Source organism: Arthrobacter sp. zg-Y1219 (assembly GCF_030125545.1).
Taxonomy (GTDB): Bacteria; Actinomycetota; Actinomycetes; order Actinomycetales; family Micrococcaceae; genus Arthrobacter_B.
Window position 1 is genome coordinate 146,061 of sequence record NZ_JASKLY010000009.1, and the last position, 22,528, is coordinate 168,588.

The following is a 22,528-nucleotide window of genomic DNA, read 5'->3' on the forward strand; positions in this document are numbered from 1 at the left end:
AAGATCCGATGCCCGGCTGACCGGCCCCTCAGGCCTGACCAATAAATCGGGTATTGCTCCCGTAATGAACACCCTCATTTTGGGTGATCGGCGCCACTAAAATAGAACACATGTACGAACTCAAGCGCCATCCGGTCAGCGGAACAGCACCGCCGAAGGAACCCTCTGCCGTCGGCGGACTGACCGGAGCGCTGTCCGGAAACGCCACGGGACCTGTCGGAACTGAGCTCCGGGGGAATGCCGAATCCGCTGAACCTGCGCTGCTGGCCGCCCTTATCGATCAGATTCGCGCCCTGGAGGAGGTCAAGGCTGCGGCGTCCGCGGCTCAGGTCAGGGCGACAGCCATATTTGATGCGATGATCCGCCGCTCCCAGGCACGGGCCGGCCTAAAGGCCGAGCAGCTCGGCAAAGGCGTGGGCGCGCAGATCGGCTTGGCGCGGCGGGACTCTCCGCATAACGGTGCCAAGCTGCTGGGCCTGGCCCGGATCCTGACCACTGAAATGCCGCACACCCTGCACGCCCTGAGCCTGGGCGTGATCAGCGAGTACCGGGCCACGCTCCTGGTCCGCGAGACCGCCTGCCTGACCCTGGAGGACCGGCAGAAGATCGACGAACGAGTCGCCGGAAACCTGACGGAGCTGGAGCAGCTCGGAGACCGCCAGCTCATTTCCCGGATCAAATCTCTGTCTTATGCAATGGATCCGCACGCTGTGGTGAACCGGACCGCCCACGCAACCTCGGAGCGCTTTGTCTCCTGCCGTCCGGCTCCGGACACCATGACGTATCTGACCGCACTGCTGCCGGTTGCCCAGGGGGTGGGCGTGTTCGCGGCGTTGACCCGGGACGCGGACCGGCTGCGGGCTGCCGGGGACCCGCGGACGAAGGGCCAGATCATGGCCGACACCCTCGTGGAACGCACCACCGGCCAGGCCCGTGCTGAAGACGTCCGGGTGGAGGTGCAGCTGATCATGACGGACCGGACCCTGTTGGCCGGGTCCGCGGAACCTGCCGTGCTCGCAGGATACGGGGTGGTTCCGGCACAGTTGGCCCGGGATCTGGTCCGTCAGGGCGGCAGCGACAGGGGCGGCCGCAACAGCAACGCCAGTCCAAGGAAACCCGGCGCGCCGGACGGAACAACCGGCAACCCCCGCGGGGAAAACCGGACCTGGCTGCGGCGGCTCTACACGGTTCCCTCCACCGGAGCGCTGGTGGGCATGGACTCCAAGGCACGGCTGGTGCCGAAGGGCCTGGCCCGGCTCATCGCGGTCCGGGACCAGATCTGCCGGATGCCGTGGTGCGGGGCGCCGATCCGGCACTATGACCACATTCGGCCGGTCCATGAGGGCGGTCCGACCAGCGCGGAGAACCTGCAGGGGTTGTGCGAGGCCTGCAACCAGGCCAAGGGAGCCCCCGGATGGACCTCTCGATCAGCTCCGCCCGGCAGTCACAACGGCCGGCACAATGGCCGGCACACCGTCGAAACCGTCACCCCCACGGGCCACGCCTATTTGTCGGTGGCGCCGCCGCTTCCCGGACCGGCAGGCCCGGACCGAACGGGTGCCGGCTAGAAGTCGGTGCCGGCCAGAGATCGGTGCCCGCTAGAGATGGATGCTGGTGACCGGCATCGACGGATCCGGAGCGAAACCGAGGCCCGAGGGCTCGGCACCGGCCATCACCACCTGGGCGCCCAGGGCGGCAACCATGGCGCCGTTGTCGGTGCAGAGCGAGATGGGCGGCACCCGCAGGGTGATGCCCTTCGCAGCACAGCGCTGAGCCGTCAGCTCCCGGAGCCGGGAGTTGGCAGCCACTCCCCCGCCCAGGAGCAGGTTGGTGATGCCGTGTTCGGTGCAGGCGAGGACCGCCTTGGCCGTAATCACGTCGACCACCGCTTCCTGGAAGGAAGCGGCAATGTCGGCCACGGGGAGTTCCTCGCCGGCCGCCTCGTACTGCTCGACGCACCGGGCCACGGCGGTCTTGAGTCCGGAGAAGGACCAGTCGTAGCGGTGCGGTCCGGGTTCTTCGGCCGTGCCCATGTACTTGGGCTGGGTCAGGCCGCGGGGGAACCGGATGGCCTTCGGATTGCCGTCCCGAGCCAGTTTGTCGATGGCCGGCCCGCCGGGATAGCCCAGTCCGAGGATGCGGGCGACCTTGTCGTAGGCCTCGCCGGCGGCATCGTCGATGGTGGAGCCCAGCAGCTGCACGTCGCCGGTCAGCGACTTCACCCGGAGGATCTCGGTGTGGCCGCCGGAAACGAGCAGCGCACCCAGGTTGTCGGGCAGCTCGTCGCCGTCGAGCACGCCCACCCCCACATGGGCCACCAGATGGTTGATGGCATACAGCGGCTTGCCGGTGGCGACGGCGAGCGCCTTGGCGGCGCAGACGCCCACCATGAGCGCGCCGGCCAGTCCGGGTCCGGATGTGACGGCGATGGCGTCAATGTCGTCCAGGGTCACGCCGGCTTCGTCCAGGGCCTGGCGCAGCGTGGGTACGAAGGCGTCCAGGTGCGCCCGGGAGGCAATCTCCGGAATGACCCCGCCGAAGCGCACGTGCTCCTCCATGGAGGAGGACACCGTGTTGGTCAGCAGCTTGCCGCCGCGGACAATGCCGACGCCGGTTTCGTCGCAGGATGATTCGATGCCAAGCACCAGCGGGTCGGTGCGGTTCATTCGGTGTCCTTCGTTGTAACGCGCGGGGATCCGTTCCAAGCGGAAAGAGCCAGCCGCATGATGAGTGCGTCCGCGCCGTCGCGGTAGTAGCGCGGCCGGATGTGAATCTGTTCGAACCCGAACCAGCGGTAGAGCCGCTGGGCGCGGGGGTTGTCGGCGCGCACTTCCAGCAGGACGTCGTCGGCGCCGCGCTCCTTGGCCTCGTTGATGAGCGTGGCCAGCAGCGCCGATCCGATGCCCGCGCCTTCGGCCTCGGGTGCGACGGCGATGGTCTGCACATCGGCGATCGGCAGCACGCACATCAGCCCCGCGTAGCCGACAACTCGGCCGTCAGCGTCCTCGGCGACATAGTAGGAGCGGGTGTCCGCCTGGTTCAGCTCGTCGTAGAACATCTGCAGCGGCCACGCATCTACGGGGAACAGCGCCCGTTCGAGCCCGTCCACGGCGGCTATGTCGTCGAAGGTCATGGACCGGATCATGGCCGGGCCGGTCACAGTGCACGCTTCCGGGGTCCGGGCACCTTGGCATCGGATTCGCGCAGGTACAGCGGCGTGGTGTCCAGCAGCGGAAGCCCGCGGACCAGGCGGACGACGGCGGTGCGGCCGAGGGCCGAAGCCGTGGGCTGGGTGCCGGTGAAACCGGCAACGCCGTGCAGCACCTCGGGATACAGGCCGGCGCCCACGCCGTAGACCGGCAGCGCCGGCACTTCCGCCGGGTCGCTCACGAACGGGCCGGCCAGGAGTTCGGCCGTGCCGCCGGTGCTGCGGTAGTGCGCCCAGTACACTTCCTTGCGCCGGGCATCGGTGGCCACGGCGAACTCGTCAATGCCCAGCCGCCACGCGTCGAGCGCGGCGTCCACAGCGATGGCGTCAAGGCTCATGACCCCGTGCACCGGCTTGTTCCAGGCGAAGCCGAGGGTGCGGGCCGTGGCGATGCCGGAGCGCAGGCCGGTGAACGGTCCCGGTCCCACCCCCACCACCACGGCGTCGAGGTCTGCGGCGGTGACGTCAGCGGAGACCATCAGGTCGCGGATGCCCGGGGCCAGCACTTCGGCATGGGAACGGGTGTCTTCCGTGGCAAACTCAGCCAGGACCTCCCCTTCCCCGGTCAGCAGCGCCGCACTGGCAATGGCGGAGGTGTCAATGGAGAGAATAAGCACGGTGCCCATTTTACGTCTCCTTCGGCTGCGCCCTTTCCGCAGCCCCGGCGGGCCGCCGGAAGTTCGCCCACCGCGGGCCGTAGGCGGCCATCCGGATCACGCGCTCTTCGTCCGGGTCATCGTCGAAGTCGAAAGTCAGGCCGCCGTCTCCCGGCGCCCGGCCGGTATCGGACCCGGTCGGCCGGACCAGCGTGATTTCCAGCCGGTTGCCGGAGAGGTGCTCCACCAGTCCGCGGCCCCACTCCACCACGGTGACCGAGGTGTCCATGGTGTTTTCCAGATCGATGTCGTCGATTTCCGCGCTGGACCCGAGCCGGTAAGCGTCCACATGCACCAGATCGGGGCCGTCCGAGAGACTGGGATGAATGCGGACCAGCACGAAGGTCGGCGAGATGATGCCGGGCCGGACGCCCAGTCCGCGGCCCAGGCCCTGGGTGAAGGTTGTTTTCCCGGCGCCGAGCTCACCGGTGAGCAGGATGAGGTCGCCGGCGGCCAGCCGGCGGCCGAGCTGTTCGGCCACTGCCTGCGTCTGCTGGGCGTCGGCGGTGCGGATTTCCTCTTCCCAGACCGGCGGGGCATCAACGTTGCCCTGTGCTGCGCTCATGCTTCGGTGGCCTCCGTGTCGGTGTACTTCCGCTCCACGCGGGAGCTGATGCGGGTGATGATTTCGTAGTTGATGCTGCCGCAGGCCTCGGCCCACTCATCGACGGACGGCAGTCCGACGCCGCCGAACAGGACTGCCTCCCGGCCAACGAGGTCCTTGCCGGTGCCCGCGATGCCCGTGGTGTTGAGATCAATGACCATTTGGTCCATGGCGATGCGACCGACCACCGGATAGACGGTTCCGTCCACCCAGACCGGGCCTCCGGTGCCGATGCGGGGAACGCCGTCGGCGTAGCCCAGGGGAACCAGCGCCAGCGTGGTGGCTTCCGGCGCGGTGTAGCGCAGCCCGTAGGAGACGCCCTGCCCGGCAGGAACTTCCTTGCAGTTGGCAATGGTGGTCTTCAGGGTCATGGCCGGACGCAGGCCCAGTTCATCGGGGGTCTGCCCGGGGAAGGGCGACAGCCCGTACAGGCCCAGGCCCACCCGCACCATGTCGAAGTGGGAATCCGGGCGGGACAGTGCGGCGGGGGTGTTGGCGATGTGCCGCACCTCGCGGTCCACACCGGCGTCCTCGGCGACGGCGACGGCCGTGCGGAATCTCTCCAGCTGCTCGTCGGTCTCGGGACGGTCGGGTTCGTCGGCGACGGAGAAGTGGGAGAAGATCCCGACGACGCGCAGCAGTCCCTCTTCCTGGTAGGCCAGGGCGCGGCCCACGAAGGATTCCCATTTCTCGGGCGGGCAGCCGTTGCGGCCGAGCCCGGTGTCGATCTTCAGGTGCACCCGCGCCGGGATCTGCAGTTCCCGCGCAGCCGCAGCGACGTGTTCCAGTTCCCATCCGGAGAGGCCCAGGTCCACGTTGGCCGCGACTGCCTCGGAGAACTGGCTGTCCACGGTGTGCAGCCAGGCCAGGAGCGGAGCGGTGATGCCGGCGCCGCGCAGGGCCAGGGCCTCGGAAATGTGGGCGACACCGAGCCAGGAGGCGCCGGCCTCCAGTGCGGCGCGGGCAACCGGGACAGCGCCGTGGCCGTAGGCATCGGCCTTGACGACTGCCATCACCCGGGCCGGGCTGGCCAGCCGAACGAGGTGGCGGACGTTGTGCCGCACGGCGGCCAGATCGACGAGGGCCTGGCGTTCTGCAGCGGGAGGAGCTTGTTGGTCATTCACCTGACCATTGTTTCATTCACCCGGGCCTGCCCGGTGCTCCGGGGCCTCCCGGCGGCTGCAACCGGGAGAAACCGGTTGCAGCCGCAGCCGTCAGGCGTCCAGCGCCGAGGCCCACAGATTGATGTCGGAGTCCACCGCATACGTGTCGATGGCGGCCAGCTCCTCGGGGGTGAAGCTCAGGTTGGTCACTGCGGCCAGGCTGTCTTCAAGCTGCTGCACGCTGGACGCGCCCACCAGCGCGGAGGTGACGGCGCCGCCGCCGGCCTGCGGTCGCAGCACCCAGGCGATGGCCATCTGCGCCAGGCTCTGGCCGCGGGCCTGCGCCAGGCCGTCCAGTGCCCGCACCCGCCGGAGGTTGTCCTCGGACAGCTGGGACTTTTCCAGCGACTTGCCGGCGGCTGCACGGGAGTCTTCAGGCACCCCGTTGAGGTACTTGCTGGTCAGCAGCCCCTGGGCCAGCGGCGAGAAGGCGATGGAGCCGGCGCCGGCCTCATCCAGTGCCGCGAACAGGTTCGGGTCCCCCTGCTCGACCCACCGGTTCAGCATTGAATACGAGGGCTGATGAATCAGCAGCGGAGTGCCCATCTCGCGCAGGATGCGGGCAGCCTCCAGCGTCTTTTCCGGCGAGTAGGAGGAGATGCCTGCGTACAGGGCCCGGCCGGAGCGCACGGCGGTATCCAGTGCGCCCATGGTTTCTTCCAGCGGGGTCTCGGGATCGGGGCGGTGGCTGTAGAAGATGTCGACGTAGTCCAGGCCCATGCGGTCCAGGGACTGGTCCAGGCTGGCCAGCAGGTACTTGCGTGATCCCCAGTTCCCGTAGGGTCCGGGCCACATGTCGTAACCGGCCTTGGAGGAGATGACCAGCTCATCCCGGTACGGCCGGAAGTCGTCCTTGAAGTGCCGGCCGAAGTTGGTTTCGGCCGCACCGTAGGGCGGCCCGTAGTTGTTGGCCAGATCGAAGTGGGTGACGCCCAGGTCAAAGGCCCGGCGCAGGATGGCACGCTGGGTTTCGAAATTCTTGTCGTCGCCGAAGTTGTGCCACAGGCCGAGGGACACGGCGGGAAGGTGCAGCCCGCTGCGGCCGACTCGGCGGTAGGGCATGGAATCGTAGCGGTTGTCCGCGGCAATGTATGTCATGGGTTACATCCTGCCACTGCCGCGGACAATCCCGCCTACTCCGATGCCAGGACAGCGGCCCCGTAAGCGGGCAGCTGAACGGTGCCGCCGTCCATCCGGGACGGCGCGGTCTCGAGCAGCACCTTGGCCGGCGCGGTGAACGGCAGCGGGGCCTCCCGCGGGGTGTCGGCAAAGTTCAGCGCCACCGCCGTGGAACCGCGCTGCATCACCAGCCAGCGTTCCTCTTCGTCATAGTCCACCCGGACGTTGCGCAGGTCCGGATCCATCAGGTCGGGGGTTTCCCGGCGCAGCTTCAGGAGCCTGCGGTACAGGTCCAGCAGCCGTCCGTGGTCCCCTTCTTCCGCCTCGGACCAGTCCAGCTTGGAGTTGGTGAAGGTCGTCGGATCCTGGGGATTCGGAACCGTGGCCGGATCCCAGCCCATCCGCTCGAATTCCTTCAGGCGGCCCTCGGCCGTGGCCTTCCCCAGCTCGGGTTCCGGATGGGACGTGAAGAACTGCCAGGGCGTGGACGCCCCGAACTCCTCGCCCATGAACAGCATGGGGGTAAACGGCGAGGCCAGGCTGAGCACAGCACCGAGGGCGAGCTGCTCGTACCCCAGGGTGGCGCTCAGCCGGTCACCGGCTGCCCGGTTGCCGATCTGGTCGTGGTTCTGGATGGCGGTGACCAGCTGGCGTGCGGTCACCGTCTCCTTGTCCAGCGGACGGCCGTGGGCGCGTTCCCGGAAGGTCGAGAACGTTCCGTTGTGGAAGAACCCTTCCTGCAGGACCTTCGCCAACGCACCAACCGAGTCGAAGTCCTCGTAGTAGCCGCCGTTTTCACCGGTGAGGTTGGTGTGGGCGGCATGGTGGAAGTCATCGGACCACTGGCCCGCAAGGCCGTAGCCGTTGACGTTCCGGGGGGTAATGAGCCGGGGGTTGTTCAGGTCCGACTCCGCGATCAGGAACAGCGGCTTGCCCAGGGCTTCGGCGCACTCATCCGTTGCCGCGGCCATCTCTTCGAGGATGTGCACGGCGCGTTCGTCGTGCAGTGCGTGCACCGCATCCAGGCGCAGCCCGTCCACGTGGTAGTCGCGGAACCACATCAGGACGTTGTCCACGATGTACTCGCGGACGGCATCCGAGAGCGGACCGTCCAGGTTGACCGAGTCCCCCCAGGTGTTCGACTTTCCCTCGGTGAGGTAGGGGCCGAACATCGGCAGGTAATTGCCGCTGGGTCCAAGGTGGTTGTAGACCACGTCCTGGATGACGCCGAGTCCGGCCTGGTGGGCCGCGTCCACGAACCGCTGGTAGGCCTCGGGCCCGCCGTAGGTTTCCTGCACGGCGTACCAGAGCACGCCGTCATAACCCCAGTTGTGGGTTCCGTTGAACGCATTGACGGGCAGCAGTTCGACAAAGCGGACACCCAGGTCCACCAGGTAGTCCAGCCGGCCGATCGCCGCGTCCAGCGTGCCTTCGGGGGTGAAGGTGCCCACGTGCATTTCGTAGATCGCGCTGCCGTCGAGCCCCGGGGAGACCCAGCCGGCGTCATGCCACTGGTACAGATCCGGATCGAAGGTGCGCGAAAGTGCGTGCACGCCCTCGGGCTGCCGCCGGGACCGGGGATCCGGCACCGGCGTCTCGGCGTCGTTTATGAGGTAGCCGTAGTCGATGTCCTCGGTGAGTTCGGCGTGCTGGGCGTGCCACCAGCCGTTCTCGCCGCGGGTCATCGACAGGTGCCGGCCGTCGGCCAGCAGCGTCATGGTGCCGGCCTTGGGCGCCCACACCTCGAAGTTGGTCCTCATTCGCCGTCCTCCCGAACCAGCAGCGCCACCGGATAGGTGCCGAACAGATCGGCAGCCGCCAGCCGGCCGCCGCTTTCGTGTGTTTTTCCGCTGATCACGTCGCGGTAGGTGCCAGCTGCCAGGACGACGGCGGTGTCCTGCCAGCCGCCGGAGCGCTGAAGTCCCAGCGGCAGACGGGTCACGAGTGTTACGGCGCCGCCGCGGTCGAACCCGAAGAGGTGCTCTGCCGCAGGCCCTTCCGCCGCCACGGGAACGTACCCCGTGAACAGCTCGGGCCGGCCGTGCTTGAGCTGCAGCGCCCGGGTGGTGACCAGCAGCTTCGCTGCCGCGTCCTCGTCCAGTGCGGGGGCACCGGCGTCGGCAGCGGCGAACGCCGCCGCGACCTCGCGGCGGCGGGCAAAGTCCACCTGGCGGCGGTTGTCCGGGTCCACGAGCGAGCGGTCCCAGAATTCAGTGCCCTGATAGACGTCGGGCACACCGGGCATGGTCAGCTGCAGGAGCTTGGCGGAGAGCGAGTTGCTGTACCCCGCCTCGCGGATGCGTTCCACCAGTGCGGTGATCACCGAGTTGACGTCCGGATCGTCGAACGCTGCATCGATGGCCGCGTGCATCCGTTCCTCGAATTCCGCGTTGGGAGCCGTCCAGGTGGTGCTGCTGGACGCTTCCCGTGAGGCCTTCTCGGCGTAGGCGTGTGCGCGTTCCCGGCTCAGCGGCCAGGCACCGACGAAGGTCTGCCACAGCAGGTTCGCCATCGGCGCGTCATTCATCGGAGCCAGGGCGTCGAGGCGCGTGAACGCCTCGCGCCACTCGTCCGGGATTTCCGCAAGCACGGAGATCCGGGCGCGGGTGTCTTCGCTGCGCTTGGTGTCGTGCGTGGTCAGGGCCGTCATGGCTGCCGGCTGTTCCAGCTGCCGGCGGATCAGGCGTGCATGCATTTCACCCGGCGCCACGGAGAAGTGCGCCGGGTCGGCGCCAACCTCGTTCAGGGACGTCAGGCGGGAGTAACGGTAGAACGCCGTGTCCTCGACGCCCTTGGCCATCACCATGCCGGAGGTCTGCTGGAATCGCACGGCCAGCTCCCCCAGACGGGAAAGGGAGACCGCTTCAGCGCTGTCTGAGTCCGCCAGCGGGTTCAGCAGCGAATGCAGGATGTCCAACGCTGCCGCGAGATCCGGGCGGTGGACCTTCGCGGCAATCAAGGCATCGGTCAGGTAGCCGGCGCCTTCAGGCAGGTAGCTGCGGTAGACCGGGAAGCAGGCCAGCAGCTCCGCGAGCGCATCTGCAGCCGTTTCCGGGTCCAGCCCGCTGTCCGCCGGGAGCAGGCGCACGAGGCGCTGCACCTCGGAGTGCAGCAGGTTGTCCGCGATGACCCGCTTGGTGCCGTGGATCATCTGTGCGTACGGTTCCATGGGCACCAGTGCGGTGAGCGTGTCATTGCCCGCGGGGTCCACGAAGAGCCGGTCGATGTCGGCCAGCGCGTCGTAGCCGGTGGTGCCCTCGGTTTCCCAGTCCGCGGCGAGTTTTTCGCCCGGTTCCAGGATCTTTTCCACCAGGATGTACGCGCCGCCGGTGATCTCGCGCAGCCGGGCCAGGTAACCCTTGGGATCGGCGAGACCGTCCGGATGGTCGATGCGCAGGCCGTCCACGAGTCCTTCGTCGAACCAGCGCCGAATTTCGGCGTGCGATTCGTCAAAGACCCACGGTTCCTCCACCCGGAGGCCGGCCAGGGTGTTGACCCCGAAGAACCGGCGGTAGTTCAGCTCGTTGTCGGCGCGGCGCCAGTTCACCAGTTCGTAGGACTGGCGGGCGTGCACGTCCTGCGCGCTGTCCCCTTCCGCTGCGGTGCCTTCGGCCACCGGGAACCGGTGGTCGTAGTAGTGCAGTTCGCCGTCGGCCAGCTTCAGTTCCGCCAACTCGTTGGGTCCGTCGCCCAGGACGGGCAGCCGGAGCTTGCCGTTTGCCGCGTCCCAGTCGATGTCGAAGGCCTCCGCGTACCGCGAGCCGCGTCCCTCCTTCAGCACTGACCACCACCACGGATTCCGGTGGGGCGTCGCGATGCCCATGTGGTTGGGAACAATATCGACCAGCACGCCCAGGCCGGCGGCATGGGCGGCGTCGGAGAGGGCCTTGAGTCCCTCGGGGCCGCCGCGGGCGGGGTCGACGGCGGACGGGTCAGTGACGTCGTAGCCGTGGTCCGAGCCTTCCTCGGCGGTGAGGATGGGCGAGAGATACACCCAGTCCACGCCGAGGTCCGCCAGGTACGGAACCAGATCCGCGGCGTCGAAGAGGGTGAATGACGGGCGGATCTGGAGCCGGTAGGTGGAGAGCGGTGTCCTCATCCGTCCACCTCGTTGCTGTGGGCCTTGGACCCCGCCAATGCTGCGAGGGACGCGGCCACTGAGTGGTCGTGCTCCTCTTCCTCCTCATGGGCGCGCAGCACCACCATGGACTTGGCGGCGACGGTGAACTGGCCGTCGGCGGGAATCGGGGCCGAGTCGGCGTACTCCCCCGCCGTGTCGATGACCTCGTCCCACATGGGTGCGTATTCCTTGGCGGGGACCGTCACTTTGACGTCCTCGTCATGGGCGTTGAAGTACAGCAGGAAGTTCAGGTCAGTGATCCGCTGTCCGCGGGCGTCCTTGCCGGAAATGCCCTGCCCGTTGAGGAACACGCCCAGGGACCGGCTGACCGGGGTGTCCCAGTCGTCCGGGGACATGGGCGTGCCGTCCTCGGTGAGCCAGACGATGTCCGGCAGCGCCTCGCCCTCGCCGCGGCGCACGGGCCGGCCGTCGAAGAAGCGGCGGCGGCGGAACGTGGGATGTTCGGCCCGCAGCGTGTTGACGGCTGCGGTGAATTCCATCAGCGGCGTGTCCATCGTCTCCCAGTTGATCCAGCTCAACTCGGAGTCCTGCGCGTAGGTGTTGTTGTTGCCTTGCTGGGTGCGTCCCAGCTCGTCGCCGTGGGCAATCATGGGCACGCCCTGCGAGAGCAGCAGGGTGGCCAGGAAGTTCCGCTGCTGGCGCGCGCGCAGCGAGAGCACCGCCGGATCGTCGGTGGGGCCCTCAGCGCCGCAGTTCCAGGACCGGTTGTGGGATTCGCCGTCGTTGTTGTCTTCGCCGTTGGCTTCGTTGTGCTTCTCGTTGTAGGACACCAGGTCATGCAGCGTGAAACCGTCGTGGGCGGTGACGAAGTTGATCGAGGCCACCGGGCGGCGGGCCGAGGACTCATACAGGTCAGCGGAACCGGTGATGCGGGAAGCGAACTCCCCCAGGGTGGACGGCTCTCCGCGCCAGAAGTCGCGCACGGTGTCGCGGTACTTGCCGTTCCATTCGGTCCACTGCGGCGGGAAGTTGCCCACCTGGTACCCGCCGGGGCCAATGTCCCAGGGCTCGGCAATCAGCTTCACCTGGGACACCACGGGATCCTGCTGGACCAGTTCGAAGAAGGTGGAGAGCTTGTCGACGTCGTAGAACTCACGTGCCAGCGTGGAGGCCAGGTCGAAGCGGAAACCGTCCACGTGCATCTCGGTGACCCAGTAGCGCAGCGAATCCATGAGCAGCTGCAGTGAATGCGGGTTGCCCACGTTCAGGGAGTTGCCGGTGCCGGTGTAGTCCATGTAGTACCGCTTGTCGTCATCCATCAGCCGGTAGTAGGCCTGGTTGTCGATGCCGCGGAAGGACAGCGTGGGGCCCAAGTGGTTGCCCTCGGCCGTGTGGTTGTAGACCACGTCCAGGATCACTTCAATGCCGGCCAGGTGCAGTGCGCGCACCATCGCCTTGAACTCCTGGACCTGCTGGCCCGCATCGCCGGTGGCGCTGTAGGTGTTCTGCGGGGCGAAGAAGCCGATGGTGTTGTAGCCCCAGTAGTTGGACAGGCCCTTCTCCTGCAGCGTGGAGTCGTTGACGAACTGGTGCACGGGCATCAGCTCAATGGCTGTGACGCCCAGCTTCTGCAGGTGTGCGATGACCGAAGGGTGCGCGACGCCGGCATAGGTGCCGCGCTGTTCCTCGGGGACGTCGGGATGCAGCTCCGTGAGGCCCTTGACGTGGGCCTCGTAAATCACCGAGCGGTGGTACGGAATCTTGGGCTTGCGGTCGCCGTCCCAGTCGAAGAACGGGTTGATGACAACACCCATCATCATGTGCGGGGCGGAGTCCTCGTCATTGCGTGAGTTCTCGTCGCCGAAGTTGTAGCCGAACAGCGCCTGGTCCCAGTCGATCTCGCCGGAGACCGCCTTGGCATAGGGGTCCAGCAGCAGCTTGTTGGGGTTGCAGCGGTTGCCGTGTTCGGTGTCGGACGGGCCGTCAACCCGGTATCCGTATTTCTGCCCGGGCAGAACCTGGGGCAGGTAGCAGTGCCACACATAGCCGTCCACCTCGGTCAGGCGCACACACTCTTCGTTGCCCTCGTCGTCGAACAGGCACAGCGTGACAGAGTCGGCAACCTCGCTGTAGAGCGCAAAGTTAGTGCCGTTTCCGTCGTAGGTCGCGCCCAGCGGATAAGCTTCTCCCGGCCAAACTTCCATGTAAAGCTCCTGACTAGTTCAATAACAACAAGTACATAGTATGTCTACTTACTTTTTACCTCAGACTTGGCCCAGCATTAAACAGCCCGCTTTACTACCCTCCGCGGGCGGCCCCGGACCGGAGTGCCCAAACCTGCCGGCTGAGCGGGGGAAAGGTCCCCGATCACGGTTCGGACGGCGGCCGGCAGGGCTGAGGGTGCCACCGGCCCGGACGCGGCGGCGAGGGTTCCCGCCCGGCCGTGAATGCTCGCGGCAGCAGCGGCAAGAGCCGCATAATGCCCCGGCGGGGGCCGTTCGCCGGCCCGGCCCGCGCGGTCCGTCGCGAGCAGCGCCCCCAGGATGCCGGAGAGGGTGTCGCCGCTGCCGGCTGCCGCCAGCCACGGTGTCGCTTCGGCTTGGCTGAAGGTCTCACCGGTGGGGGCTGCAGTGATCGTGGCCCAGCCCTTGAGCAGGACGGTGGCCCCCGTCAGTTCGGCGGCGCGCCGGGCGGAGCGAAGCGGATCCGCCTCCACCTGCTTCCGGGGAACGGGCTCCCCAAGTCTGGTGAGGAGGGCGGTGAGTTCGCCGGCGTGCGGGGTCAGGACCACCTGCGGTCCGAGGCCCGGCTCCGCCCAGGCCACGGCATCGGCGTCGACGACGGCGGGAAGCCCTGACGCCATGGCGTCCAGGGCGCGCCGGCGCTGGTCTTCATCGGCTCCGGCTCCCGGTCCGGCGAGCCAGGCCTGGACATGGGTGTCCGGGACGCTGCCGGTGCCGCAGACGGCTTCGGGATGAACGGCGTTGATGAGGCGGCCGATCGGCTCCGGCCCCAAGTAGCGGATCATGCCGACGCCCGCGGCCAGTGCTGCTCCGGTGGCCAGGACAGCGGCGCCGGGATAGGTGGCGGAGCCGGCAGCGATGCCCAACACGCCACGGGTGTACTTGTGATCGGTTTTCCGGGGGGCGGACAGCAGCCCGGCCAGGTCGGCCGGTTCCAGCCGCAGCAGTGCCGGGGCGGCAAAGGCCGCCAGCCCGATGTCCACGTACTCGATCCGGCCGGCCGCAACCGCGCCGGGACCGGCCATCAGGCCGGTCTTGACGGCCCCGAAGGTGACCGTCAGGTCCGCGGCAAGGTGCTCGCCGTCGGCTTCCCCGGTGTCCGCGTCCACGCCGCTGGGCAGGTCGCAGGCGATGATCAGCGGCGGTTTCGGGCCGGTGCCCGGGTCCGTGAGCTTCCGGGCCAGTTCGGCAGCCGGTCCGCGCAGCCCGCCCCTGCCGCCGGTTCCCAGGATGCCGTCGATGACCAGGTCTGCTGCCGCACAGATCCCTGCGTCCTCCTCGACGCCGGCGGAGAGGGCGAGCACGCGGCCGCCCTGCCGCCGGAATTCGGCCAGGGCTTCCGGATGTGCCGTCGGAGCCGTGAGGACCGCTGTGGTCCCGGCGCCGCGGCGGGCCAGCCGGGCTCCGGCGTACAGGGCGTCGCCGCCGTTGTTGCCGGCGCCGGCCAGCACGCACACGCGTGTTCCGTAGACGGACCCGCAGCGGTCCAGTAACTCGCGGACGGCGGCGGCGTACAATCCGTACGCCGCCCGCTGCATCAGTTCCGGGCCGAAGCCGGCGGCGAGCAAGGGCTGTTCCGCGGCCCGCACAGCGGTGCCGGAGTACGCACGAATCATGCCTACAGACTAACCCTCGGCTACCACCATGGCAGTCGCGACGTCGCCGTCGTGGCTGAGCGAGAGGTGCCAGGTGCGCACGCCCTTGGCTTCGGCGGCCGCGGCCACCGTGCCCCGAACGCTGACGCTGGGGGCGCCGGCGGCATCGAGGTCCACCTGGCAGTCCTGCCAGTTCATGCCGGCCGGAGCGCCGAGGGCCTTGGCGACCGCTTCCTTTGCGGCAAACCGGGCCGCAAGGGACCGCAGGTTCAGCTCACGTTCGGCCGGCACGAACAGCCGGGCCCGCAGGCCCGGCGTCCGCTCCAGCTGGCGTCCAAAGCGCGGCACGTCCACCACATCCACGCCAATGCCGATGATCACCGCTATTCGACCGTTACGCTCTTGGCGAGGTTGCGCGGCTGGTCAACGTCGTAGCCCTTGGCGGTGGCCAGGGCGCAGGCGAAGATCTGCAGCGGAACCGTGGTCAGCAGCGGCGCCAGCAGGGTGGGCGTCTCCGGCACGTAGAAGACGTGCTCGGCGTACGCCTTGACGGCGTCGTCGCCCTCTTCAGCGATCACGATGGTCTTGGCACCGCGGGCACGGATTTCCTGGATGTTGGAGACCACCTTGGCGTGCAGCGAGTCGCGGCCGCGCGGCGAAGGCACCACCACGAAGACGGGCTGGCCCTCTTCGATGAGGGCGATCGGACCGTGCTTGAGCTCGCCGGCGGCGAATCCTTCAGCGTGGATGTAGGCCAGTTCCTTCAGCTTCAGGGCGCCTTCCATGGCGACCGGGAATCCTACGTGGCGGCCCAGGAACAGCACCGACTTGGCGTCGGCCATGATGGCGGCCAGCTCCTTGATCTGCTCCGAGGAATCCAGCACCTGCTGGATCTTCGCCGGCACCTTGGCCAGGTCGGCCAGCATGTCCTTGATCTCGCCCTGGAACTTGTCGCCGCGCAGCTGGGCAAGGTACAGGCCCAGCAGGTAGGCGGCGGTGATCTGTGCCAGGAAGGCCTTGGTGGAAGCCACCGCGATCTCCGGTCCGGCATGGGTGTAAAGCACGGCATCGGACTCGCGCGGAATGGTCGAGCCGTTGGTGTTGCAGATCGCCAGCACCTTGGCGCCCTGCTCCTTGGCGTAGCGGACGGCCATGAGCGTGTCCATGGTCTCGCCGGACTGGGAAATGGCGACGATCAGCGTATGTTCGTTGACAATCGGATCGCGGTAACGGAACTCATGGCTGAGTTCGACCTCCACGGGGATCCGGCACCAGTGCTCAATGGCGTACTTGGCAACCTGGCCGGCATATGCGGAGGTTCCGCAGGCCAGGACCATGATCTTGTTGATCGACTTCAGGTCTTCGGGATCGATGCGCAGCTCGTCCAGGGTCAGGCGGCCCTCGATGTCGGAGCGGCCCAGCAGGGTGTCGCCCACGGCCTGCGGCTGGTCGTTGATTTCCTTCTCCATGAAGGAGGGGTATCCGCCCTTTTCCGCAGCGGCGGCGTCCCAGTCCACCTTGAACTCGGTGCCCTCGGCGGGGTTGCCGTAGAAGTCGGTGATCTCGACGGCCTCGGGCGTGATCGTGACGATCTGGTCCTGGCCCAGTTCAACCGCGCGGCGGGTGAAGTCGATGAAGCCGGAGACGTCGGAGCCCAGGAAATTCTCGCCGTCGCCCAGGCCGACGACGAGCGGCGAGTTGCGCCGGGCGGCCACGACGACGTCGGGCGAATCGGCGTGAATGGCCAGCAGGGTGAACGCGCCCTCGAGCCGGCGGCAGGCCAGCTGCATGGACACGGCCAGGTCCTGGCCGCCTTCGCCGCGGTAGACGGATGCCAGAAGGGCGGCTGCCACCTCGGTGTCGGTCTCGGAGCTGAAAACGGCCCCGGCTTCGAGCATCTCGGCCTTGAGCTCGGCGAAGTTCTCGATGATGCCGTTGTGGATCACGGCCAGGCGCCCGTCATCCGCCAGGTGCGGATGGGCGTTCTCATCCGTCGGACCGCCGTGGGTTGCCCAGCGGGTGTGGCCGATCCCGGTGGTTGCCGCGGGAAGCGGGGCTGCGGCGAGCTCGGCCGTCAGGTTGGCAAGTTTGCCCGACTTCTTGCGGGATTCGATCCCGGTCTCGGTCAGGACTGCGACTCCGGCGGAGTCATACCCGCGGTATTCCAGCCGGCGCAGGCCCTCCATGACGACGTCGAGCGCACCATGCTCATGACTCTTAAGCTGCCCTGCGGCGGCGGCACTGGGGCGGCGGCCTGCATATCCAACGATTCCACACATACAGCTAAGACTACCGGCAGCCGCAGCCACACCGGCAAAGCGCAGCTGGAGTGCCGCCGGCCCAAATCCGGTTGCCTGCAACGGGCGTTTTGGATTGGCTGCCCGGCAGGGCAGAATCGTAAAGTGACAGACCGTACATCAAAGGCAGCCCCTCATCCGGCCAAGGCCTCCTCCGGAAACGGCGCCGACAGCGGTTTTTCGCCGTTCGTGGAGCTGGACCGGCAGACCTGGTCCCGGCTTTCCAACGAAATCCGGTCCCCGCTGAACCAGGACGACATCCTGCGGCTCCGCGGCCTGGGCGAAAAACTGAACCTGGATGAAGTGCGGGAGGTGTATCTCCCGCTCTCGCGCCTGCTCAACCTTTACGTTGCCGCGGCCGGACGGCTGCACAGCGCCACCACCACATTCCTGGGCGAGAAGACCACCCGGACCCCGTTCGTCATCGGGGTCGCCGGGTCGGTGGCCGTCGGCAAGTCGACGACGGCGCGCGTGCTGCGCGAAATGCTGCGGCGCTGGCCCGAGACGCCGAACGTTGAGCTGATCACCACCGACGGATTCCTCTATCCCAACGCAGAGCTCAAGCGGCGGGGGCTCATGGACCGCAAGGGGTTCCCCGAGTCCTACGACCGCCGCGCGCTGCTGCGCTTTGTCAGCGCGGTCAAGAGCGGAGCGGAGGAGGTCAGGGCGCCAAGGTACTCGCATCTGACCTACGACATCCTGCCCGAAGCGGAGATTGTGGTCCGGCGCCCCGACGTGTTGATTGTGGAGGGCCTGAACGTCCTCGCTCCGGCGCGGACGCGGGCCGACGGCCGGGCAGGGCTCGCGCTGAGCGACTTCTTCGACTTCTCCATCTACGTGGACGCGAGGACCTCGTACATCGAGGAATGGTATGTCCAGCGCTTCATGTCTCTGCGCGGCGGCGCGTTCGCCAATCCGGACTCATACTTTCACCGCTACGCCGGACTCACCGATGAGGAAGCCCGGGCCACGGCGCTGGGCATTTGGAAGCGCATCAATGAACCGAACCTGGTCACCAACGTGCTGCCGACGCGCGGTCGTGCCCAGCTGGTGCTGACCAAGGACTCGGACCATTCAGTGACCCGGATGCTGCTGCGCAAAACGTAGGCCCGTTCCGGGCCGGGGCCGGCGCGGAAGCATCCGGATCCGCGTCAGGCGCGCGTCTCAGGCCTTGGCGAAGGGTTCCAGGGCGAGGTGGTTTTCCACCGTCTCGGCCAGCTTGGAGGCCACGGAGGCAGCGGTTTCCATGTCCGCGGCTTCCACCATCACCCGCACCAGGGGCTCGGTGCCGGAGGGACGGAGCAGCACCCGGCCCGTTTCGCCCAGAACCATCCGGGCGTCCAGGACTGCCTGGAGAACGGCCTCGTTGCTGCTTACCGCAGCCTTGTCGACGCCCTTGACGTTGATCAGGACCTGGGGCAGCTTGTTCATGACCTGCGCCAGCTCCTTGAGCGTCTTCCCGGTGCGCTTCACCTGCGCTGCGAGCTGCAGGCCGGTCAGGACGCCGTCACCGGTGGTGGCGAATTCGGAGAAGATCACATGTCCGGACTGCTCGCCGCCAAGGCTATAGCCGCCGGCGCGCATGCCCTCCAGAACGTACCGGTCCCCCACTCCGGTCTCCAGGAGAGTGATGCCGGCGTCGCGCAGCGCGAGCTTCAGGCCCAGGTTGCTCATCACCGTGGCCACGAGGGTGTCGTCCTTGAGCTTGCCGGCGTCCTTCAGCGCCACGGCCATGATGGCCATGATCTGGTCACCGTCGATGACGGTTCCTTCATGGTCCACCGCCAGGCACCGGTCGGCGTCCCCGTCATGCGCAACGCCCAGGTCGGCCCCGTGTTCCAGGACTGCCGCCTGAAGCATTTCCAGATGGGTGGAGCCGCAGCCCTCGTTGATGTTCAGGCCGTCGGGCTCTGCTCCGATGACCACCACCTCCGCGCCGGCGTCGGCAAAGACCTGCGGCGAGCAGCCGCTGGCAGCACCGTGGGCGCAGTCCAGGACGACTTTGAGCCCCTCCAGCCGGTTCGGCAGCGTCTGCAGCAAATGGATGACGTAGCGGTCCTCGGCATCGGCGAACCGGTGGATGCGTCCCACATCGGCTCCCGTGGGGCGCAGGCTGGGCTTTGCCATTTCGGTTTCAATGGCGTCTTCGGCGGCGTCGTCGAGCTTCTGGCCGCCGCGGGCCAGGAACTTGATGCCGTTGTCCGGAGCCGCATTGTGCGAGGCGGAAATCATCACGCCGAAATCGGCATCAAGATCAGCCACCAGGAAGGCCGCTGCGGGAGTCGGCAGGACGCCGGCGTCGAACACGTCAATGCCGGAGCTCGCCAGTCCGGCTTCCACAGCCGCGGAAATAAAATGCCCGCTGATGCGGGGATCCCGGGCCACTACCGCCACGGGCCTGCGGCCGCCCTGCACACGCCGGTGCCCCAGAACGACGGCGGCCGCCTGTGCCAGCCCCAAGGCCACTTCGGCGGTGATCAGGCCATTGGCCAATCCACGGACACCGTCGGTTCCAAACAATCTAGTCATCGCACATAATCCTCAAACTTGGGGCGGGGCCGTAGGCATTCAGGCGGGAGAGCCCACTGGGCCATTGTGCCACTCCTGCACCGCCGGCGACTAAGCACCGGAGGCTGCGAGGTGGTTTCACGGGCCAAGGCCACGGGTAATTCAGGTAAATAGTTGAAGCTGCTGAGCGTCCGGCAGCTGCCACGAAAAAGCCCGCCACGGGAGTCCGAGGACTTCCGTAACGGGCTTCTTCGTGTAGCGCTGGATTAGCGCTTCGAGTACTGCGGAGCCTTGCGTGCCTTCTTGAGACCAGCCTTCTTGCGCTCAATGACGCGTGCGTCACGAGTCAGGAAGCCGGCCTTCTTGAGCGTCGCGCGGTTGTTGTCGCGGTCGATCTCGTTCAGCGAGCGGGCAACACCCAGACGCAGCGCGCCGGCCTGTCCGGAAGCGCCGCCGCCGTGGATGCGGGCGATGACGTCGTAGGCGCCGTCAAGGTCGAGGACCTTGAACGGCTCGTTGACATCCTGCTGGTGCAGCTTGTTCGGGAAGTAAGCAGCCAGGTCGCGGCCGTTTACCAGCCACTTGCCGGTGCCCGGAACAACGCGCACGCGGGCAATTGCCTGCTTGCGGCGGCCAACGGCGGAGCCGGCGACCGTCAGGGCCGGGCGTTCCTTGACCGCAGCCTCGGCTGCATCAGGGGTTTCCGAGGTGTAGCTGGAAAGCTCCTCGGTTGTTTCATTGAGCTCTTCAGTGTTCTGAGCCACGATTCTCCTTGATTAAATTCTTTAGTTGGCGGGCCAGAACTACTGGGCGACCTGGGTGATTTCGAAGGTCTTGGGCTGCTGGGCTCCATGCGGGTGCTCTGCACCGCGGTAGACCTTGAGCTTGCTGATCTGCTGTGCAGCCAAGGAGTTCTTGGGCAGCATGCCGCGGATGGCCTTCTCAACTGCACGTACCGGATTCGACTCCAGCAGTTCTGCGTAGTTGACGGAGGACAGACCGCCCGGGAAACCCGAGTGGCGGTAGGCACGCTTCTGTTCGAGCTTGGCGCCGGTGAGGGCTACCTTCTCAGCGTTGATGATGATGACGAAATCGCCCATGTCCATGTGGGGAGCGAAGGTCGGCTTGTGCTTTCCGCGCAGCAGTGTTGCGGTCTGGCTGGCAAGACGGCCTAGGACAACGTCGGTGGCGTCAATGACGTGCCACTGGCGGTTGATGTCGCCGGGCTTCGGGGTGTACGTACGCACGGTTTTTGCCTTCGTTTCTTCTTCTTAGGTGGCGCGGCTCACATGGAGGCCATATGAGCCACAGCTTCTCTATGCGTTTACCGGATGGTCAGGTGAGGACTGATGTAACCAGTGGTCCTGATGTACTCGGCTATTTCCCCGGGGCCAGGTGGCTCTGCAACCGAGCCGCTCCCGTGGGCATAGACCTATCGAGGTAGGACACGCACAACGACTATAAACAATAGCCTGCTTACGGAGTCAGGTCAAAAGCCGGACAGCGCGCGCAGGGTGCGCGTGCTTTCGGCCCGCCGCTGCATTTCTTCATCGGCCGGATACCTTACCTCTTCAAGGATCAGCGGGTGGGGAGCGGCCAGCAGGGACTTCGAATCCCTGATCCGCGCCTGCAGCCTTTCCCCCAGCCATTCGGGGGTCCGCTCCCCCGCCCCGACCAGCATGGCTCCGCCGACGAGCGACCGGACCATGTTGTGGCAGAAGGCGTCGGCCTGCAGGTGAGCCTCGATCACGCCGTCGGGCCGCCTCAGGAAGGAGAACTCCTGCAGCTCCCGGACCGTCGTTGCCCTGGCGCGGGGCTTGCAGTAGGAGAGGAAGTCCCGCACGCCCAGGACCGCCTGGGCTGCGGCGTTCATCCGGTGCTCGTCCAGCGCAAAGTCGTGCCAGAGCGTGACCGTCCGGGTGAGCGGATCACGGCTGGCCTCCCGGTCGGCGATCCGGTAACTGTAGCGGCGCCACAGGGCGGAGAAGCGGGCGTCGAAGCCCTCCGGGGCCAGGGACGCGGAGTGGACCGTAATGGCGCCCTCCATGGCGTGGATGACCCGTTTGGGTGCCTTGGCCTTGCGCAGCGGCATGGTGAGGTCCTTGTTCAGGATCCCCCTCATGCGGCGGATCAGCGCCTCCTCCGGGGTCAGTGCAGCACCCCGGGAAAGGCCCTCCCACTCGGCGCGGGTGAGGTCAAAGTGGACCACCTGCCCCCGGGCGTGCACGCCCGAATCCGTCCGGCCGGCGACCGTCAGCCGGATCGGGCGCCGGACCAGGACCTCCAGGGCCGCTTCAAGGGTGCCCTGGATGGTGGGAAGGCCATCCTGGACGGCCCACCCGTAAAACGAGGCGCCGTCGTAGGAGAGATCCATCCGGACACGAAAAAGCCCGCCGTCCAGTGATGGCGCGGCGGGCCTTTCGATACTCATGCCCTCAATATTAAGGGACACGGAGCTGAAGGAAAAATTACTTCTTCTCTTCAGTCTCCACTGCTTCGTCAGCGGAATCGGCAGACTCAGCGGACTCGGCCGAATCGGCAGACTCAGCGGAATCGGCAGAGTCGGCGGACTCAGCGGATTCTTCAACCGGCGCCGGAGCAGCAACGGCTGCAGCGGTTTCGGCTTCGGCCACTACGGCCTGCTTGGCCGAGACGGGCTCGAGAACCAGTTCGATGACAGCCATGGGAGCGTTGTCGCCCTTGCGGTTGCCGATCTTCGTGATGCGGGTGTAGCCGCCGTCGCGCTTCTCGACTGCCGGAGCAATGTCGGTGAAGAGCTCGTGGACGATGCCCTTGTCCGAGATCAGGCCCAGGACGCGGCGGCGTGAAGACAGGTCTCCGCGCTTTGCGAACGTGATCAGGCGCTCGGCGTAGGGACGCAGGCGCTTGGCCTTCGTCACCGTGGTGGTGATCTGCTTGTGCTCGAACAGCTGGGCAGCCAGGTTCGCAAGCATCAGCCGCTGGTGGGCCGGGCTGCCTCCGAGGCGCTTACCCTTGGTGGGTGTAGGCATTACATTTTCTCCTCAAACGGTGCCGCACCGGGCTTGGGCCCGG

The 22,528-nt window shown here is 67.2% G+C and carries 19 protein-coding genes; 2 read left to right on the forward strand and 17 right to left on the reverse strand.

Features of this window, described 5'->3' with window-relative positions; genetic code table 11:
• Positions 1-110: 110 nt before the first annotated feature.
• The gene (locus QNO00_RS05400) at positions 111-1,568 is read left to right on the forward strand and encodes an HNH endonuclease (RefSeq protein WP_284023878.1); all 1,458 of its coding nucleotides are present in this window, start codon (positions 111-113) and stop codon (positions 1,566-1,568) included.
• Positions 1,569-1,598: 30 nt separating this feature from the next.
• Here the strand turns inward: QNO00_RS05400 and tsaD are convergent, their stop codons facing one another.
• The 12 genes from tsaD to glmS form a co-directional block, all read right to left on the reverse strand.
• On the reverse strand, positions 1,599-2,666 hold the full coding sequence (gene tsaD, locus QNO00_RS05405) for a tRNA (adenosine(37)-N6)-threonylcarbamoyltransferase complex transferase subunit TsaD (RefSeq protein WP_229964914.1): 1,068 nt from the start codon (positions 2,664-2,666) through the stop codon (positions 1,599-1,601).
• Positions 2,663-3,133 carry a ribosomal protein S18-alanine N-acetyltransferase gene (rimI, locus tag QNO00_RS05410; protein ID WP_229964913.1) on the reverse strand — a complete coding sequence of 157 codons (471 nt, stop codon included), beginning with the start codon at positions 3,131-3,133 and terminating at the stop codon, positions 2,663-2,665. Before rimI ends, tsaD begins: the two co-directional genes overlap by 4 nt.
• A gap of 23 nt (positions 3,134-3,156) precedes the next feature.
• Positions 3,157-3,825, reverse strand: a complete 669-nt coding sequence (tsaB, locus tag QNO00_RS05415) for a tRNA (adenosine(37)-N6)-threonylcarbamoyltransferase complex dimerization subunit type 1 TsaB (protein ID WP_284023965.1) — start codon at positions 3,823-3,825, stop codon at positions 3,157-3,159.
• Positions 3,826-3,835: 10 nt separating this feature from the next.
• Complete coding sequence (tsaE, locus tag QNO00_RS05420) at positions 3,836-4,429, reverse strand: tRNA (adenosine(37)-N6)-threonylcarbamoyltransferase complex ATPase subunit type 1 TsaE (RefSeq protein ID WP_284023879.1); 594 nt, start codon at positions 4,427-4,429, stop codon at positions 3,836-3,838.
• Positions 4,426-5,592: an alanine racemase gene (gene alr, locus QNO00_RS05425; protein ID WP_229964911.1), complete on the reverse strand. Its 1,167-nt coding sequence runs from the start codon at positions 5,590-5,592 to the stop codon at positions 4,426-4,428. The genes tsaE and alr overlap by 4 nt, the downstream gene beginning before the upstream one ends.
• A 90-nt stretch (positions 5,593-5,682) precedes the next feature.
• On the reverse strand, positions 5,683-6,729 hold the full coding sequence (gene mgrA / locus QNO00_RS05430; RefSeq protein WP_284023880.1) for an L-glyceraldehyde 3-phosphate reductase: 1,047 nt from the start codon (positions 6,727-6,729) through the stop codon (positions 5,683-5,685).
• A 35-nt stretch (positions 6,730-6,764) separates the two neighbouring features.
• Positions 6,765-8,510 carry a malto-oligosyltrehalose trehalohydrolase gene (gene treZ / locus QNO00_RS05435; RefSeq protein WP_284023881.1) on the reverse strand — a complete coding sequence of 582 codons (1,746 nt, stop codon included), beginning with the start codon at positions 8,508-8,510 and terminating at the stop codon, positions 6,765-6,767.
• Positions 8,507-10,849, reverse strand: coding sequence for a malto-oligosyltrehalose synthase (treY, locus tag QNO00_RS05440; RefSeq protein WP_284023882.1), 2,343 nt, complete (start codon positions 10,847-10,849; stop codon positions 8,507-8,509). The genes treZ and treY overlap by 4 nt, the downstream gene beginning before the upstream one ends.
• Positions 10,846-13,035 (reverse strand): glycogen debranching protein GlgX, encoded by a 2,190-nt coding sequence (glgX, locus tag QNO00_RS05445; RefSeq protein ID WP_229964907.1) that lies wholly within the window; start codon positions 13,033-13,035, stop codon positions 10,846-10,848. Before glgX ends, treY begins: the two co-directional genes overlap by 4 nt.
• Positions 13,036-13,112: 77 nt before the next feature.
• Entirely contained in the window at positions 13,113-14,690 is a 1,578-nt protein-coding gene (locus QNO00_RS05450; protein ID WP_284023883.1) for an NAD(P)H-hydrate epimerase, read from the reverse strand.
• A 9-nt stretch (positions 14,691-14,699) separates the two neighbouring features.
• Positions 14,700-15,050 carry a holo-ACP synthase gene (locus QNO00_RS05455; protein WP_229964905.1) on the reverse strand — a complete coding sequence of 117 codons (351 nt, stop codon included), beginning with the start codon at positions 15,048-15,050 and terminating at the stop codon, positions 14,700-14,702.
• A gap of 2 nt (positions 15,051-15,052) precedes the next feature.
• Positions 15,053-16,948, reverse strand: a complete 1,896-nt coding sequence (gene glmS, locus QNO00_RS05460) for a glutamine--fructose-6-phosphate transaminase (isomerizing) (protein ID WP_229964904.1) — start codon at positions 16,946-16,948, stop codon at positions 15,053-15,055.
• A 207-nt stretch (positions 16,949-17,155) separates the two neighbouring features.
• Between glmS and coaA the strand changes: the two genes are divergently transcribed.
• Positions 17,156-18,073: a type I pantothenate kinase gene (gene coaA, locus QNO00_RS05465; protein ID WP_229965057.1), complete on the forward strand. Its 918-nt coding sequence runs from the start codon at positions 17,156-17,158 to the stop codon at positions 18,071-18,073.
• Between the two features lie 57 nt (positions 18,074-18,130).
• On the opposite strand, the gene glmM is transcribed toward coaA, so the two are convergent.
• From glmM to rplQ, 5 genes are all read right to left on the reverse strand, one after another.
• On the reverse strand, positions 18,131-19,495 hold the full coding sequence (gene glmM / locus QNO00_RS05470; RefSeq protein ID WP_229964903.1) for a phosphoglucosamine mutase: 1,365 nt from the start codon (positions 19,493-19,495) through the stop codon (positions 18,131-18,133).
• A 245-nt stretch (positions 19,496-19,740) separates the two neighbouring features.
• Positions 19,741-20,238: a 30S ribosomal protein S9 gene (gene rpsI / locus QNO00_RS05475; RefSeq protein WP_229964902.1), complete on the reverse strand. Its 498-nt coding sequence runs from the start codon at positions 20,236-20,238 to the stop codon at positions 19,741-19,743.
• A gap of 39 nt (positions 20,239-20,277) precedes the next feature.
• Entirely contained in the window at positions 20,278-20,721 is a 444-nt protein-coding gene (gene rplM / locus QNO00_RS05480; protein WP_229964901.1) for a 50S ribosomal protein L13, read from the reverse strand.
• Positions 20,722-20,963: 242 nt separating this feature from the next.
• Positions 20,964-21,905: a tRNA pseudouridine(38-40) synthase TruA gene (gene truA, locus QNO00_RS05485; protein WP_284023884.1), complete on the reverse strand. Its 942-nt coding sequence runs from the start codon at positions 21,903-21,905 to the stop codon at positions 20,964-20,966.
• A gap of 37 nt (positions 21,906-21,942) precedes the next feature.
• Positions 21,943-22,485 (reverse strand): 50S ribosomal protein L17, encoded by a 543-nt coding sequence (rplQ, locus tag QNO00_RS05490; protein ID WP_229964899.1) that lies wholly within the window; start codon positions 22,483-22,485, stop codon positions 21,943-21,945.
• Positions 22,486-22,528 lie beyond the last annotated feature (43 nt).